The sequence below is a fragment of the Streptomyces sp. genome (genome assembly GCF_036566765.1).
Taxonomy (GTDB): domain Bacteria; phylum Actinomycetota; class Actinomycetes; order Streptomycetales; family Streptomycetaceae; genus Streptomyces.
The window spans coordinates 1-14,170 of the sequence record NZ_DATCVQ010000198.1; the positions used below are offsets into that span (position 1 = coordinate 1).

A 14,170-nucleotide genomic window follows, 5' to 3' on the forward strand; every position below is an offset into this window, starting at 1 on the left:
GCAGACGTACGAGGTCTTTCCGTGAGACATGATCACCGGTCCAGGAGTCGGCGGAGCCAGCGGGTACGGGCCTCCAGCGCGTCCCGGCTGACGGTGGCGTTCGGGGCGATGGTGTCGTAGCCGTGGAAGGCGCCCGGCCAGACGTGGAGTTCGGCGTCGCGGCCCGTTCGCCAGAGGGTGTCGGCGTAGGCGACTGCGTCGTCGCGGAAGTTTTCGGCCGAGCCGACGTCGATGTACGTCGGGGGCAGGGCGGACAGGTCGTTGGCGCGGCCGGCCGCCGCGTAGGCCGGCACGTCCGCGGTGCCGTACCGGTCGCCCAGGTACGCCTGCCAGAACGTCGCCTTTGACGTGCCGTCCACGGTGTCGACAGCGGCCATCTGGCGGGTGGAGAACCTCTCGTCGCGGTCGTCGAGCATGGGGCTCATGAGGAGCTGGCCGATCGGGGCGGGGCCGCCGCGGTCGCGGGTGAGCAAGGTGAGGGCGGCGGCGAGTCCGGCGCCGGCGCTCTTGCCGCCGATGAGGATGCGGTCGGGGTCGAGGCCCAGGGCGGCCGACTGCTCGGCGGCCCAGGTCAGTCCGGCGTAGCAGTCCTCCAGGGGCGCCGGGTACTGGGCCTGCGGCGCGAGGCGGTACTCGACGGAGAGGACGGCGAGGCCGAGGGGGGCCGTCCAGTCGCGGAGCACGCGTGGCAGGACGGACCAGGCGTTGCCCATGACCATGCCCCCGCCGTGCATGTAGTACAGGACGGGGAGGGGGCCGGTCGCGCCGGCGGGACGCCCGTGCACGAGCGTGACGTCGGGCGCGCCGGGCGGGCCGGGGGCCTTGAGCTCGGTCACCTCGAAACGGCCGCCGTCGCCCAGCTCTTCGGCGGTCGGCCGGGGGCGGGCGGCGATGTCCCGGGCCTGCACGTCCGCGAGGTTCTCGGGCGTGACGACGCTCCGCTCACCGCTCGCCGCGCGGACGGCCGTCAGCTCCGCGTCGAGCGGGACCGGCCCGGACACGTACCCCTCGCCCGGCCCGCCGCGCTCCCCGCGCATTCCATCCGCATCCATGCGGCAGAACGGTACAGGCGGCTAGTGCCGCATCAGGCAACGTTCGCTCTGTTGACGAGGAGGCGTAGGCGTCGGTCATCGGCGTGGCGGTTCCGCCGGACGACTCGGGCCACGCGGAACTGGCCGCCCGGCTCATGCACGAGCTGGGCGGCCAGGAGGCGTCGACGAGACGGTACGGGTCCTGGAACGGCTCTCCAGGGCGCTGGACGCGCTCGACGGCGCGCTGGAGTGACGGACTACCAGCCGGTGCTGGGGTAGGAGCCCCAGAGCTGGTTGGCCCTCCCGTTGAACGGATAGGCGATCATCTGGGTGCCCCAGACGTCCGTGCCCCCGGGCACGTCGACGGCGTGACCGGTCGTCGGGTTGACGTAGGCCAGGTTCTGCTCCGTCCAGACCTGGTTCCAGCCGTTGTTGCAGTGCCAGAGGATCAGCCGGGCGCCCGCGCTCTTGCTGGCGCCGGAGATGTCCAGGCAGAGGCCGCTGTACGAGTTGATCAGGATCGGCTGGCCGTAAGCGTTGTGCGAGGCGTACCAGAGCTGGTGCAGGGAGCCCGATTCGCAGCGCCACTGGGTGACGGCGGTGCCGGCGGTCGTGCCCTCGCCGCTGGCCTCCAGGCACAGGCCGGTCTGGTGGTTCGGGAGCTTGTAGCCCGGGTAGGTCACTTCCGCCGAAGCGGAAGTGGCGCCGACGAGGCTGGTGGCGGCGACGGCGAGCGTCGCGGCACCGGCGGCGGCCAGGCGGCGGATCTTGCTGGTAAGGGTCATCGATGTCTTCCTGTGACGGCGCCGGGGAACCGGCCGGCACCGGTGCGCACACAGGCCACCGCGCCGCCGCAGGCTCCCCCGATGCCTTCGGTCGTTGATCGACTCGAACGCTAAAGACCGCCCGTGGACATGTCACACCGGCGCGCCCTGCGTGTCGCGGATCGCGCCGTCACATTCCCGCCAGGAGCTCGGTCACGACGCTCCGCAGGAGCAACGGATGCGGGCGGTCGGGCCCGCCGGGAGGAGGAAGTAGACGCCTGCCGCCCGTTCGGCGCGTCACATCACGACAGGGCAAACGTTGCCTGACGCGGCACTAACGCGCCGCGCGGTAACGGAGGTAGACGACCTTCGAGTTGAAGGTGCGGGTCTCGACGAGTTCGAGATCCACCTGTTGCTCGGCCTTGGGGAAGTACGAAATGCCGCCCCCGACCAGTACCGGGTAGACCATGACCCGGTACTCGTCGATCAGGCCCGCCGCGGCCGCCTCGGCGGCGAGCGTCGCGCCGCCGATCGCGATCTCGCCCTCGCCGGGCTCGGCCCGCAGCCGCTCGATCTCCTCCGCCACACTGCCGGTGGCGAGGCGGGCATGACCCTGCACCTCCGACAGGGTGGTGGAGAACACCACCTTCGGGAGCGGGTTCCAGAGCGCGGCCCACTCGCGATTCGCGTCGTCGAGCGAGGGGTCCTGGTCGGCGGTCTCCCAGTACAGCATCGTCTCGTACAGCCGCCGTCCCAGCAGGTGCACGTCGACGTTCCGGATCTCGTCGATCCAGAAGCGGAAGACGTCGTCGTCGGGTGCGGTCCACTCGAAGCTGCCGTCCGGCCCGACGATGTAGCCGTCGAGCGAAACGCCCATGGAATAGGTCACGCTGCGCATCGGAAGTCCTCCTGGGCTGGTTCACCTCACGACATCATTTCGTCGAGAGAGCCTCAGTCGAAGGATTCGCCTCCGGCGAGCCCGCCGGGTTGATGGGGAAAGTTGGTTCTCCCGCCGGGACGAGGCTCATGCCGCGGGCCGGGCCACAAGGTGACGCGGGGCCGGCGGTCGTGGTCAGGCGCGGCGGACGCGCCAGAGCCAGGCTGACGTTCCGGCCATCAGGGCGAGCATCGCCAGGTTGGACAGGAGGGCGGGGGTACCGGCCTCCGGGCCGCCGGTGGACAGGTTCCAGGTGGCGATGACGACGCTCGGCAGGACGGCGGCGAGCAGGACGCCGGTGGTCTTCTGGACGGCGGTCCAGTGCACCGAGGTGCAGATGAGTACCGCGCCGGTGATGCGGGCAAGGACGCCGAAGAGCTGGTCGGAGGCTGCGGTGAAGACCATCAGGAAGGGCATCGAGAGGGTGATCGTCAGGAGCGGGACCAGGGGGTGCACCTTGCCGCGCCGGGCGGGTGCACCGACATCGCCCCGGGCCGGGGCCCCGGCGACCCCGCTTCCCGCCCCGGCGGTCCCGCTTCCCGCCTCGGACAGCGCCGTCGCCGCGATCGTGCGGGGGTCCCCCAGTTCCGTCAGGACGTCGCCGATCGCGGCATCGGGGCGTTCGGCGCGCGTCACCTCGATGTGTTCGGCGAGGTCGGCGAGGAGTTCCTGGCGACGGTCGGCGGGGAGCGCGGAGGCCTCGCGTTCGACGGCGGAGAGGTAGTCGCGTATCGGGTCGGCAGAGGTCTTCATGCGAGGTCTCCGGTCGTGGGGTGCGGGTTGGTCAGGAAGGCGTCGACGGCGTTGCGGAAGTCGGGCCAGACGCGGGTGAACTCGTCGAGCGCGGCCCGGCCGCTGTCGGTGAGCGCGTAGTAGCGGCGGGGTGGTCCGGAGGCGGACTCCTGCCAGGTGGTGGTGACCAGGTCGTCGCGGCGGAGCCGGGAGAGCAGCGGGTAGACCGTGCCCTGGCTGGTGGCCAGGGCGCCGGACTCCTCCAGGGCCTGGAGGAGTTCCACGCCGTAGCGGGGGCGGTCCCGCATCAGGGCGAGTACGCAGTACTCCAGGACGCCCTTGCGTAGCTGGGCGGCTGCCCGGGCCTGCTTGGTCGAATCACCTGGTTCCATGTCATGCAAGATACCCGGTGAGGCAAGTGCGTGGGAAGGGGAGTGTGGATGCCCTTGGCCTCGAGACCTGTCCAGCCCGGCGAATGTACACTTTGACTGCGTGTGAGGGCTGATTCTGTACATCCGAGGAGGTAGGGATGTCGCTGACGCACATCGACATCGATGACGAGGCGCTGGAGACGGCCAAGCGTCTCGGTGGCCATCGGACGAAGACCGCTGCGGTCGCGAAGGCGTTGGAGGAGTACAACAAGCGCCTGGCTCGGGGCGTTGCCTACGACCGGTTCGTGGAGCTCGGCCGCGACTGGGACGTCGAAGGCGCCGAAGCCGCGCACCGCGCCGACAAGGAGTCCCACCGGTCGTGACCCGCTACCTGGTGGACAGCTCGGCCCTCTGGCGGATCCTGCGCGACGCAGGGCTCGCCGCGGCGTGGCGAGAGACCACGATGGACGGCGACATCAGGGCCTGCTACCCGCAGCGGGCCGAGTTCCTGCGGTCCGCGCGTGATCTGAAGGAGTACGACGCCTACAGCGTCCTGTTGGACGAGCTGTACGAGGACGTCTCCGTTCCGAAGAGCGCCGCGCAGTGGATCGGAGGGCTGCAGCGGCGCGCTGCCGAGCGTGGCGCGCACCAGGCGCTGTCAGCCGTCGACCTCCAGGTCTGCGCGACGGCCGCGCACCATGACCTCGTCGTCCTGCACGACGACAGGGACTTCGTCACCGCGGCCCGTCTCGCCGTCGAGCTGCGTCAGCACAACGTCCTCGACGGGCCGATCTGACCGGCCGGTTTCCGTCGGCACGTTCCACTCCGCCAGCATCTGGCTGCCGAAGCCGAAGAAGTACGTCGCGGCGAAGCCCACTGCGTAGCCGACCAGCAGGCCGCCCGCGTAGATCGCGACCGTCTCCGCGAGGCCCCGGTTGCCCTGCAGCAGGGGGAAGAGGGCCCAGCCCGACGGGCCGATGGCCGTGGAGCCGACCTGGACGCCGAGCATGTTGAACAGGCCGATGAACCCGCCGCCGAACGCGCCGCCCACGCAGGCCGTGACGAACGGGCGGCCCAGGGGGAGCGAGACGCCGTAGATCAGGGGCTCGCCGACGCCCAGCAGGCCGGCCGGCAGGGCCGACCTCACCGTGCGGCGGATCGAGCCGTTGCGGGAGAGCCGTACGTACACCGCCGCCGCCGCGCCGACCTGGCCCGCGCCGGCCATTGCCAGGATCGGCAGCAGCACCGTGTGGCCCTGCTGCTCGATCAGCGTCGTGTGGATCGGGATCAGCGCCTGGTGCAGGCCCAGCATCACCAGGGGCAGGAACAGGCCGCCCAGCACGAAGCCCGCGAACGCGCCCGCGTGGCCCAGGAGCCACGTCGCCGCCTCGCCGATCGCCTCGGACACCTCGCCCGCCACGTACATCAGGCCGAAGACCGTCACCAGGCCGGAGACCAGGACCGTCAGCGTGGGGGTGACCAGGACGTCCAGGGACTCCGGGACCCACCTGCGGCACCACTTCTCCACGTACACCGCCAGCACCGCCGCGCCCAGCGCGCCGAGCACCCCACCCTGCCCCGGCGACAGCGACTGCCCGAACGCGTCGATCTTCGCGACGCCCGGGAACACGATGATCGCGGCCACCGCCCCGCCCAGGATCGGCGTGCCGCCGAACTCCTTCGCCGTGTTGAAGCCGACGAACACCGCGATCAGCGCCATGAAGCCGGAGGCGAGTGCGGCCAGGGCCGGGGTGATCGACGGCAGCCAACCCAGGTTGATCAACAGGCCGTTCAGGCCCGCGATGATGCCGCAGCCGATCAGCGCCGGGATCAGCGGGACGAAGATGTTCGCGATGCGGCGGAGGAGTCGCTTGACGGGGGTGGCGTTCGCCGCTTTTCGCGCCTGCCTGATCCTTGCGCCCTGCGCCGCCAGCTCGTCCGCCGTGTGCCCTCCCGCCGTCACCAGTGCGTCGAACTCCGGGGTCACCCGCGCGACCGTGCCCGGGCCGAGCACGATCTGGTACGTGTCGTCCTCCACCACGCCCAGCACGCCCGGCAGCGCCCGCAGTTCCTCGTCCCGCACGAGCGCGCGGTCCCGCAGGCCCAGGCGCAGCCGGGTCATGCAGTGCGCGACGGACGTGACGTTCCCCGCGCCCCCGACCAGGGGGAGGAGCCTCGCGGCGAGGGCGCGGTTCTTGTCGTCTGCTGCTGAACTCATGTGCGGGGCCTTGCCGTGCGGGGGAGGGTGCTGGGGCGCGCCCCTACTGTCCCGCGGTCAACGCCGCCCGCAGGTGACCGCGGCTCTCGGCGAGTCGGCGTTCCGCGCTCGCCGCGTCCACGCCCGCGAGGATCATCAGGATCGCCGTCTTGACCTCGCCGTCCGCCGCCGTGAGCGCGCGCTCGATCTCCGCGTCCGGCGCGTCCGTCGCCAGCGAGACGATGCGGCGCGAGCGGGCCTGGAGCTTGTCGTTGGAGGCGCGGACGTCGACCATCAGGTTCCCGTACGTCTTGCCGAGACGGATCATCGTGATCGTCGAGATCATGTTGAGCACCATCTTCTGCGCGGTGCCCGCCTTCAAACGCGTCGAGCCGGTGAGAAGCTCGGGGCCGGTGACGATCTCGATTCCGTGCTCGGCGGCGGCCGCGAGCGGGCTGTCCGCGTTGCAGGACAGGCCGATGGTGAGCGCCCCCGCGGCACGCGCGTGCTCGACCGCGCCGATGGCGTAGGGGGTGCGGCCGGAGGCGGAGACGCCGACGACGGTGTCGTCCGCCGTCAGGCCGAGCTTCTCCAGATCCGCGGCGGCCAGTTCGGCGGAGTCCTCCGCGCCCTCGACCGCCTCCACCATCGCGGACGGGCCGCCGGCGATCAGGCCGAGGACCTCGGACGGGTCGGTGTTGAAGGTCGGCGGGCACTCGCTGGCGTCGAGTACGCCGAGCCGGCCGGCGGTACCGGCGCCCGCGTAGATCAGCCGGCCGCCGCGGGCCATCCGCGCGGCGGTCGCGTCGATCGCGGCGGCGATGAGGGGCAGGCGGGCCCCGACCGCGCCGGGAACGGTGGCGTCCTCGCCGTTCATGATCCGGGCGATGTCGAGGGTGGGCAGCTGGTCGATCTCGGCGAGCTCGGGCCGGAACGCCTCCGTGGTGAGGGCGGCGAGCTCGGCCTTGAGGGTGGAGTAGTCCTGGGTGGTCATGGGGGTGGCGGCTCTCTCGGGGTGCGGTGCGCGTGCGGGCGCGGTGCGGGTGCGGGGGTGCGTTTCCGGGTGCGGGCCGGTGGGGGTGCAGGTGGGGCGGGGCGGTCATGTTCCGTTGTGCCCGCCCGTTCCGCCCTGCGGAACGATTGCCCACAACAGAAGCGGCGCACTCTGCCCGCAACCTGGCTAGCGGGATCTTGGTGCGTGGCGGTGGGCCAGGGCCTCGTACGAGGCCGCCAGGGCCGGCGCGGCCGTTTCGTACGTGCGCTGCGTCACCCCGGTGAACAGGCAGTCCACGACCAGGAGTTGGCTGGTCCGGGAGGACATCGCGGCGGGCCGCAGCTCGCTCTCGCGGGCCGTGGACGTGGTGAGTATGTGGTCCGCGTACTGCGACACCGGGCCGGTGGGTCTGCCGGTGATCGCGACCGTGGTGGCCCCGTGGTCGAAGGCGACCCGCAGCGGTTCGATGACGTCGCCCGTGGAACCGGAATGGGTGATCGCGATGGCGACGTCGCCCGAACGGAGCTGGACGGCGTTGGTGACCGCGAGGTGCGGGTCGCTGTGCGCGTGCGCGAGCAGGCCGATGCGAAGCAGCTTCTGTACGAGGTCCTGGGCGACCAGGCCGGACGCGCCGACCCCGTACACGTCGATGCGGCGGGCCCCGGCCAGCGCGGCGACGGCCGCGCCGAGCTGCACGGTGTCCAGGTTGGCGGCGGTGTCGGCCAGGGTCTGCTGCTCGTCGTACGCCAGCTTGGCGACGACGTCGGCGATCGGGTCGTCGACCGCGATGTCGGCGGTGACCGACGGCGCCCGGCCGGACTGCTGCTGGGCGGCCAGCCCGGCGAGGGCGAGCCGCAGGTCGCGGTAGCCCGGGTAGCCGAGGAGGCGGGCGGTGCGCACGACGGTCGCCTCGCTGGTGCCGGTGAGCTCGGCCAGACCGGTGACGGTGAGGGCCGCGCAGCCCGCAGGGTCGCCGGCGACGGCTTCGGCGACCCGCTGCATGGAGCGGGTCATGGACGGCGCGAGGGTACGGACCTTGGCCGCGAGGGCGGCGGGCGCGGGCGGGGCGTCGCCGCCCGCCGCGGAGGGGCCGGGCGGACCGGTGTGACCGGGCGCCGACACCGCGGCACCCGCCGCACCGCGCGCCGCACCGGCGCCGGCCGCCGCACCGGAACCCGGGCCGGTGAAAATTTCCTTCACGTGATTGGTCACCTTTGAAAGATATTTTCGGCCTGCCGGGACCGTCAACCCCTCGTCCGGCAGAGGTGGACAATGGCTGCATGGACGACATAGACCCCGTCGAGCAGGCACTGCACGCCGCCCGCGCGCTGGTGCTGGCCGACCTCGTGGCGCGCGAAGTGGCCCAGGCCGAGGTGGTCTCGGTGGTCGAGGACGCGGTGACACACCGCCGCTGGTGGGTGGAACAGTGGCCGGAGGGCGTCGCGTACGTCGCCGGCCTGGTCGCCCAGGACGTACAGGACGCGCTTCTGGAACGGTACGGGCGCTGGCCCCTCTGTCCGGTCTGCGCCTCGGGCGACCCGCATGCGCTCGACGTCGAGCCGGAGCTCGGACCGGACCCGCACTGGGTGTGCGGGAAGCAGGGTGTGGTGGTCGCTCCGGTCGGCGGTCTGACGTGACCTGTGGTCGGCTGAGCGCATGACTCTCTACATCGACCCGCCCGAGTGGCCGGGCCACGGGCGCATGTGGTCGCACCTGGTCAGCGACGTGTCGTTCGAGGAACTGCACGCCTTCGCGGAGAAGATCGGCGCGCCCGCCCGGGCCTTCGACGGCGATCACTACGACCTTCCGGCCGAGCGCTACGCGGACGCGGTGGCGGCGGGCGCGGTGGAGGTCCGCTCGAAGGAGCTGGTCCGCCGGATCACTGCGGCTGGGCTCCGCCGGCCGAAGCGCCGCCCGGCTGAGCACCCGACCGTGCACCCGACCGTGCACCCGACCGGCTGAGGCCCGCGTCCGCCTTCTCGTCCGCCGTCGCGCCCATCACGACTCGGGACCCGCTTGAGCGCTGGAGGCGCAGCGACACGGCGACGGCCGCGAGGCCGACGGCCGCCATGGCCGCGCCCGCCCAGGCCGGGGAGACGAAGCCGAAGCCGGCGTCGATGACGCTGCCGCCGAGCCAGGGGCCGCCGGTGTTGCCGATGTTGAACGCGGCGGTCGCCGTGGCCCCGGCGAGGGTCGGGGCGGCGCCCGCGACGTTGAAGATGCGGGCGTTGAGGGCGGGTGCGGTGTAGAAGCACGAGACGCCGAGCAGGAAGCTCAGCACGATCGCGGCGACCGGGCTCGACGCCAGCAGAGCCAGGGCGACCATGATCAGGGTCGAGGCGGTGATGCCGCTGAGCAGCACGCCGAACGGGTGCGCGTCGGCGACGCGGCCGCCGACGTACGTGCCGATCAGCGCGCCGATGCCGAAGAGGCCGAGGACGCCGGAGACCCAGCCGGCGTCGAGGCCGGCCACGTCGGTGAGCAGCGGGGCCATGTACGAGAAGGCGCAGAAGACGCCGCCCGCGGAGAGGGCGACGATCGCCATCGCGAGCAGCACCTGGCGGTCGCGGTAGATCACCAGCTCGTCGCGGAGCCGGGGGCGGGTCTCGGGCAGCGGGATGCGCGGGATGCGGGTGAGCACGCCGACGAGGGCGATCGCGGAGGCCGCGCCGACCGCCCAGAAGGCCGAACGCCAGCCGAGGTGCTCGCCGAGGAACGCGCCTGCCGGGACGCCGACCACGTTGGCGATCGACAGCCCGCCGATCATGACCGCCATCGCCCGGGCCCGGGCGCCGACCGGCACCATCGCGATGGCGACGCCGGCCCCGACCGCCCAGAAGCCCGCGCAGGCGAGGGCGCTCACGACACGGGAGGCGAAGAGCACCTCGTACGTCGGCGCCAGCGCACCCGCGACCTGGCCGAGGCCGAACACGGAGATCAGCGCGACGAGCGTCGTCTTGCGGGGCAGCCGCAGCGTCGCGGCGGCCAGCAGCGGCGCACCGACGACCATGCCGATCGCGAAGGCCGATATGAGCAGGCCGGCGCGGGGGATCGAGACGTCCATGTCGTCGGCGATCGGCGGCAGCAGCCCCGCGAGCATGAATTCGCTCGTGCCGAGCGCGAAGACGGAGAGGCCGAGGATGTAGACGGCCAGCGGCATGCGAGTCGTGCTTGTCTCGCGTTCGGCAGAGGAAGACGGCATGACATGCGTCAACCTGGTGATCGTTCCTGTCATTCCCCGGCCGTCCCGCGTCTCGCGATGCGGACGTCGTGTGCGCTCGGGTGAATCCGGGGTGTCTCGGCGGTGCGGCACTCACGTACGGTGACTATTCATCACACATGGTGACTTGTATGTCCCCGAACAGTGATGCAGGGCGGCCGCAGAGCCGACAATACGTGAGCCGGGGGGTGGAGGTCCGGATCGCGGAGGCGGAGCGCGGCGGCGTCGATCTCCGCCTGGACGGCCTGTCCGTACCCGTCAGCTATATCGACGGCGAGTACCACAGCCAGATCGCCAACATGTTCACCGGATTCCCCACCCTCGACGACCTCGTGGAGTCGCTCCTGGAGACGCAGGGGAGGACGTGGGTCCTGCGCGGCGGAACCTGCGGTGGCCATGGGGGTGGCCATGGGGGCGGCCATGGCGGTGGTCACGGTGGTGGCCATGGCGGTGGTCACGGCGGTGGTCACGGTGGTGGCCATGGTGGTGGTCACGGTGGTGGCCACCACCACGGCGATCACGAGCACGATCACGATCACGGGGGTGGCCACTGATGAACATCCGCAAGAACATCTACCGCCTGACCCCGCAGGAGCTCGCCGACTTCCAGGACGCGCTCAACGCGATCAAGGCCGACGGCAGTTACGACGATTTCATCGCCCGCCACCACCACGCGATGATGGACGCCACCCCGATGCCGGGCGAGGATGCGGACACGAACGTCCGCAACGCCGCGCACCGCGGGCCCGCGTTCCTGCCCTGGCACCGGTACTTCTGCCGCGAACTGGAACTCCTGCTCCAGACCAAGAAGAAGAACGTCACCTTGCCCTACTGGGACTGGTCGGCCGACGCCGCCGCTCCCCGGACGGCGCCGCTGTGGAACACCGACCCGGCCGCCGGTCCGGTGTACGTGGGCGGCGACGGAGACGGGCCGAACGGCGAGGTGACCACGGGTCCGTTCAAGCACTGGATCGCTCTGATCGAGGATCTGGAGACCGGCGGACACGTCTCCCGGCCGGGCATCGTCCGGGCGCTGGGCGCCGCCCCCGCGTTTCCCACGGCGGCCCAGGTGGAGGACATGGTCCTCAACTGGGACACGTACGACAAGGAGCCATGGGCGAAGACGAGCCCGGACGGCCTGCGCGCCCGACTCGAAGGCTGGCTCCGCGTGCCCGGAGAGACCGGCTCCCAGCTGCACAATCGCGTCCACATCTGGGTCGGCGGCGACATGGGCCCCGGCACCTCCCCGAACGACCCCGTCTTCTTCCTGCACCACTGCAACGTCGACCGCCTGTGGGCCCGCTGGCAGCACGCCCACCCGACGGTCCCGTACGTTCCGGCGGGCGAAGGTCCCGCCGGGCACAACCTCGCCGACGCGATGGCGCACCTCGTCACGACGGATCCGACGCCCGCGCGCTCCCTCGACTACCGCCGGACCCTCGGCTTCATCTACGACACCGACCCGCCGCTGGTGGAGTTGGCGAACCCCACGGTCAGCTTCCTCGAGGTCCCCTCGGGGAAGACCGTCTGGCGGGCGGCGGAGTTCCGGGTCCGGGCCGCCGCGCCCGTGCATCTGGAGGTCGTGGCGGGCAGCGGGCCGGCCGCGCCGTACGCGCTCACCGCCCTGGGCGGGACGGTGACCCACACGCCGACGGCGGACAACGCCCCGTTCGACACGGTGCGGTTCTGGTTCGCCTTCACCGGCGAGGCGGCGGAGGGCCCGGCGGCCCGCGGCCCGGTGAAGATCCGCTGCGTGGAGACCGGGCAGGTCTTCGACGTCGTCCTCAAGGCCAACACGGTCGAGCGGCAGATCACCGGCGTGGTGTTCGCCCTGGACAAGTCGCTCAGCATGGCCCAGCCGGTGCGCACCGGCGCCAGCCGGATGCAGCTGCTGCGCGAGGCGGTCGCGCAGGGCGTCGAGCTCGTCCGGGACGGGAACGGCGTCGGGATGGTGTCGTTCGACCAGGACGCGCACCCCGAGGTGAAGCTGGCGGCCTTCGGTCCGGGCGCGAGTCAGCGCGAGGACGTCCTGGCGGCGGTCGGCGCGCTGGAGCCGGGCGGTGACACCTCCGTCGGAGACGGCCTGGCGGTCGCTCAGGAGACGGTGGTGCCGGTCCTTCAGGAGTTCCCGGAGCGCGCATTGGTCGTGGTCACCGACGGTACGGAGAACCAGCCGGAGTTCCTGGACCAGGTCGGCCCGACGATCGGTCTGCGGACCTTCGCCGTCGGCCTCGGCCGCGCGCAGCCGACCAGCTCCCCCGTGCTGGCCAGGGTGACCCAGGTGACCGACGGAGGTCTGCTGCTCACCGACACCCTCGACGCCGACCCGGACAGCCGCTTCCGGGTGTCCTCGTACGTCCTGCAGGCTCTCGCCCTGGCCGGGGACGACGACGTGGTGAGCGTCGGGTCGGGGGTCGTCGACACCTCGAAGGAGGTCCGGATCCCCTTCCGGCTGACCGAGGCGGACATCGAGGCGACGGTGATCCTGCTGGTGGACCCGGCGGCGACGGTGCGCCTCACGCTGGAGACGCCGGCGGGGAAGGTCTTCACGGAGTCGGATCTCGCCACGCTCGGCGCGCCCGTCCAGCACGGCACTGCCATGTCGTACTGCCGCTTCCGGCTGCCGCTCGCCGCCGGCGCGGGCGCGCACGCCGGGACCTGGCATGTGCGCCTGACGGCCGACGAGGACGCGCTCCGCAGGGGGACCGACGAGCGCAGAGGGGCGGCGGAAGGAGACCGGGCACGCCGGGTGGACCTGGACGGCCTGGTGGCCCACGGTCCGCGGTACGGCCTGCTCGTCCACTCCTTCAGCAATCTGCGGTTCAACGCCCGGCTCACCCAGCCGAGTCTGGAACCGGGCACGACCCTGCGGATCGACGCCTCCCTGACCGAGTTCGGCCGCCGGGTCGAGGACCGGGCCGAGGTGGTGGCGGAGGTGTCGCGGCCCGACGGCGTCCACATGCTCGTACCGCTCGACGAGCAGCTGCCGGGGGCGTTCCGGGGCGTGTTCGAGGCGAGCATGGCGGGGGTCTGGCGGATCCGGGTCACCGCCACGGGCCATACGTACGGCCTGACGCCGTTCACCCGGGAACAGCAGCTCACCGCCGCCGTGCTGGCGGGCGGGGACGGGCCGCCGGTCCATGCGGTGGGGACGGACGAGGACGGCAACTCGCGGCGGAGGTGAGCCGCCGAACTCCCGTACGGCACATACCTGAACCGCGGCCGGGCGACCGGCCGCGGTTCGGCGTCATGCGAGCTCGCCGAGCTCCCGCTCCAGGTTCCGCCGCGCCGCCCCCTCCCAGTGCTCCGTCCCGTACGACGTGCGGAACAGTCGTGGCAGGTCGAGCAGTTGGCGCAGGACCGCCGCCCGGCCGGCGCGGAAGGCGTCGTCGGGGACGAAGGCGTACTCCTCGCGGACCGCCGCCGCATACCCCCGGTAGGCATCCTCGTCCGACGCCAGGATCGCCAGGTCCGCGTCGCACAGCAGCTCGCCGTTGGCGTCGCCGGGGGCAGGGTCGTGGGTGACGGTCAGGCGTACGAGCCGGGCCACTTCGGCGGTGGCAGCGGGCGTCAGCCCGGCCTCCGGGAGGGCGCGTTCGGCCAGGGTCGCGCTGCGTTCCTCGTTCTCCGAGCGGTCCGGGCGGTAGACGGCGTCGTGGAACCAGGCCCCGAGGCGCACCAGCTCCAGGTCGGCCGACTCCGGTGCGTACGGGGCGAGTTCGTCGATGCGCCGCAGGACCGCCCGCAGGTGCTCGGTGGTGTGGTAGCGGCGCTGCGGCTCGGCCCAGCGGTCCAGCAGGTTCGCCGCGTACGGGGCGGGGTCCGGGCCCTCGCGGCCGGCCCGGGCGGCCAGGAGGGTGCGCGTCCAGCGCTCGACGAGGTCCTGGGGGAGTTCTGCTTCGGCTGCCATGGCGTCCATGGGGT

General features: G+C 72.1%; 15 protein-coding genes and 1 pseudogene. 5 read left to right on the top strand and 11 right to left on the bottom strand.

What is annotated here, in order from left to right:
* Positions 1–32 precede the first annotated feature (32 nt).
* The 5 genes from VIU94_RS11170 to VIU94_RS11190 form a co-directional block, all read right to left on the bottom strand.
* On the bottom strand, positions 33–1,052 hold the full coding sequence (locus VIU94_RS11170; RefSeq protein ID WP_331910226.1) for an alpha/beta hydrolase: 1,020 nt from the start codon (positions 1,050–1,052) through the stop codon (positions 33–35).
* A gap of 236 nt (positions 1,053–1,288) precedes the next feature.
* The gene (locus VIU94_RS11175; RefSeq protein ID WP_331910228.1) at positions 1,289–1,816 is read right to left on the bottom strand and encodes an RICIN domain-containing protein; all 528 of its coding nucleotides are present in this window, start codon (positions 1,814–1,816) and stop codon (positions 1,289–1,291) included.
* Between the two features lie 313 nt (positions 1,817–2,129).
* Entirely contained in the window at positions 2,130–2,693 is a 564-nt protein-coding gene (locus VIU94_RS11180) for a dihydrofolate reductase family protein (protein ID WP_331910230.1), read from the bottom strand.
* A gap of 174 nt (positions 2,694–2,867) precedes the next feature.
* Positions 2,868–3,485, bottom strand: a complete 618-nt coding sequence (locus VIU94_RS11185) for an HAAS signaling domain-containing protein (RefSeq protein WP_331910232.1) — start codon at positions 3,483–3,485, stop codon at positions 2,868–2,870.
* Positions 3,482–3,856, bottom strand: coding sequence for a PadR family transcriptional regulator (locus VIU94_RS11190; protein ID WP_331910234.1), 375 nt, complete (start codon positions 3,854–3,856; stop codon positions 3,482–3,484). Before VIU94_RS11190 ends, VIU94_RS11185 begins: the two co-directional genes overlap by 4 nt.
* Positions 3,857–3,993: 137 nt before the next feature.
* Here VIU94_RS11190 and VIU94_RS11195 point away from each other — a divergent pair, with 137 nt between their 5' ends.
* Together VIU94_RS11195 and VIU94_RS11200 are read left to right on the top strand one after the other, a co-directional pair.
* The gene (locus VIU94_RS11195) at positions 3,994–4,218 is read left to right on the top strand and encodes a type II toxin-antitoxin system VapB family antitoxin (RefSeq protein ID WP_331910236.1); all 225 of its coding nucleotides are present in this window, start codon (positions 3,994–3,996) and stop codon (positions 4,216–4,218) included.
* 11 nt (positions 4,219–4,229) lie between these two features.
* Positions 4,230–4,523 (top strand): annotated as a pseudogene (locus VIU94_RS11200) (PIN domain-containing protein); the annotation flags it as partial.
* On the opposite strand, the gene VIU94_RS11205 reads toward VIU94_RS11200, so the two are convergent.
* The 3 genes from VIU94_RS11205 to VIU94_RS11215 all read right to left on the bottom strand — a co-directional run bounded on the left by VIU94_RS11205 (position 4,494) and on the right by VIU94_RS11215 (position 8,148).
* Positions 4,494–6,053, bottom strand: a complete 1,560-nt coding sequence (locus VIU94_RS11205; RefSeq protein ID WP_331910238.1) for a PTS transporter subunit EIIC — start codon at positions 6,051–6,053, stop codon at positions 4,494–4,496. The pseudogene VIU94_RS11200 and the gene VIU94_RS11205 overlap by 30 nt on opposite strands.
* Positions 6,054–6,096: 43 nt before the next feature.
* A complete protein-coding gene (gene murQ, locus VIU94_RS11210; protein WP_331910240.1) occupies positions 6,097–7,026 on the bottom strand; it encodes an N-acetylmuramic acid 6-phosphate etherase in 930 nt (309 codons plus the stop codon).
* A 186-nt stretch (positions 7,027–7,212) separates the two neighbouring features.
* Positions 7,213–8,148: a MurR/RpiR family transcriptional regulator gene (locus VIU94_RS11215; protein ID WP_331910280.1), complete on the bottom strand. Its 936-nt coding sequence runs from the start codon at positions 8,146–8,148 to the stop codon at positions 7,213–7,215.
* A 158-nt stretch (positions 8,149–8,306) separates the two neighbouring features.
* Here VIU94_RS11215 and VIU94_RS11220 point away from each other — a divergent pair, with 158 nt between their 5' ends.
* Positions 8,307–8,663 carry a DUF8819 family protein gene (locus tag VIU94_RS11220; RefSeq protein WP_331910242.1) on the top strand — a complete coding sequence of 119 codons (357 nt, stop codon included), beginning with the start codon at positions 8,307–8,309 and terminating at the stop codon, positions 8,661–8,663.
* A gap of 19 nt (positions 8,664–8,682) precedes the next feature.
* A complete protein-coding gene (locus VIU94_RS11225; RefSeq protein ID WP_331910244.1) occupies positions 8,683–8,988 on the top strand; it encodes a DUF4031 domain-containing protein in 306 nt (101 codons plus the stop codon).
* Here the strand turns inward: VIU94_RS11225 and VIU94_RS11230 are convergent.
* Together VIU94_RS11230 and VIU94_RS11235 are read right to left on the bottom strand one after the other, a co-directional pair.
* On the bottom strand, positions 8,906–10,186 hold the full coding sequence (locus VIU94_RS11230; protein WP_331910246.1) for a Cmx/CmrA family chloramphenicol efflux MFS transporter: 1,281 nt from the start codon (positions 10,184–10,186) through the stop codon (positions 8,906–8,908). The genes VIU94_RS11225 and VIU94_RS11230 overlap by 83 nt on opposite strands.
* Before the next feature lie 173 nt (positions 10,187–10,359).
* Entirely contained in the window at positions 10,360–10,797 is a 438-nt protein-coding gene (locus tag VIU94_RS11235) for a hypothetical protein (RefSeq protein WP_331910248.1), read from the bottom strand.
* Positions 10,798–10,799: 2 nt separating this feature from the next.
* Here VIU94_RS11235 and VIU94_RS11240 point away from each other — a divergent pair, with 2 nt between their 5' ends.
* Positions 10,800–13,430 (top strand): tyrosinase family protein, encoded by a 2,631-nt coding sequence (locus VIU94_RS11240; protein WP_331910250.1) that lies wholly within the window; start codon positions 10,800–10,802, stop codon positions 13,428–13,430.
* 63 nt (positions 13,431–13,493) lie between these two features.
* Here the strand turns inward: VIU94_RS11240 and VIU94_RS11245 are convergent, their stop codons facing one another.
* Positions 13,494–14,165, bottom strand: coding sequence for an HD domain-containing protein (locus tag VIU94_RS11245; protein WP_414720926.1), 672 nt, complete (start codon positions 14,163–14,165; stop codon positions 13,494–13,496).
* Between the last annotated feature and the right edge of the window lie 5 nt (positions 14,166–14,170).

Bases quoted from the DNA above. Each gene is read 5' to 3' on its own strand.
- VIU94_RS11190 (WP_331910234.1), bottom strand. From the start codon at position 3,856: ATGGAACCAGGTGATTCGACCAAGCAGGCCCGGGCAGCCGCCCAGCTA.
- VIU94_RS11205 (WP_331910238.1), bottom strand. From the start codon at position 6,053: ATGAGTTCAGCAGCAGACGACAAGAACCGCGCCCTCGCCGCGAGGCTC.
- VIU94_RS11240 (WP_331910250.1), top strand. From the start codon at position 10,800: ATGAACATCCGCAAGAACATCTACCGCCTGACCCCGCAGGAGCTCGCC.
- VIU94_RS11170 (WP_331910226.1), bottom strand. From the start codon at position 1,052: ATGGATGCGGATGGAATGCGCGGGGAGCGCGGCGGGCCGGGCGAGGGG.
- VIU94_RS11245 (WP_414720926.1), bottom strand. From the start codon at position 14,165: ATGGACGCCATGGCAGCCGAAGCAGAACTCCCCCAGGACCTCGTCGAG.
- murQ (WP_331910240.1), bottom strand. From the start codon at position 7,026: ATGACCACCCAGGACTACTCCACCCTCAAGGCCGAGCTCGCCGCCCTC.
- VIU94_RS11220 (WP_331910242.1), top strand. From the start codon at position 8,307: ATGGACGACATAGACCCCGTCGAGCAGGCACTGCACGCCGCCCGCGCG.
- VIU94_RS11225 (WP_331910244.1), top strand. From the start codon at position 8,683: ATGACTCTCTACATCGACCCGCCCGAGTGGCCGGGCCACGGGCGCATG.
- VIU94_RS11180 (WP_331910230.1), bottom strand. From the start codon at position 2,693: ATGCGCAGCGTGACCTATTCCATGGGCGTTTCGCTCGACGGCTACATC.
- VIU94_RS11175 (WP_331910228.1), bottom strand. From the start codon at position 1,816: ATGACCCTTACCAGCAAGATCCGCCGCCTGGCCGCCGCCGGTGCCGCG.
- VIU94_RS11195 (WP_331910236.1), top strand. From the start codon at position 3,994: ATGTCGCTGACGCACATCGACATCGATGACGAGGCGCTGGAGACGGCC.
- VIU94_RS11230 (WP_331910246.1), bottom strand. From the start codon at position 10,186: ATGCCGCTGGCCGTCTACATCCTCGGCCTCTCCGTCTTCGCGCTCGGC.
- VIU94_RS11185 (WP_331910232.1), bottom strand. From the start codon at position 3,485: ATGAAGACCTCTGCCGACCCGATACGCGACTACCTCTCCGCCGTCGAA.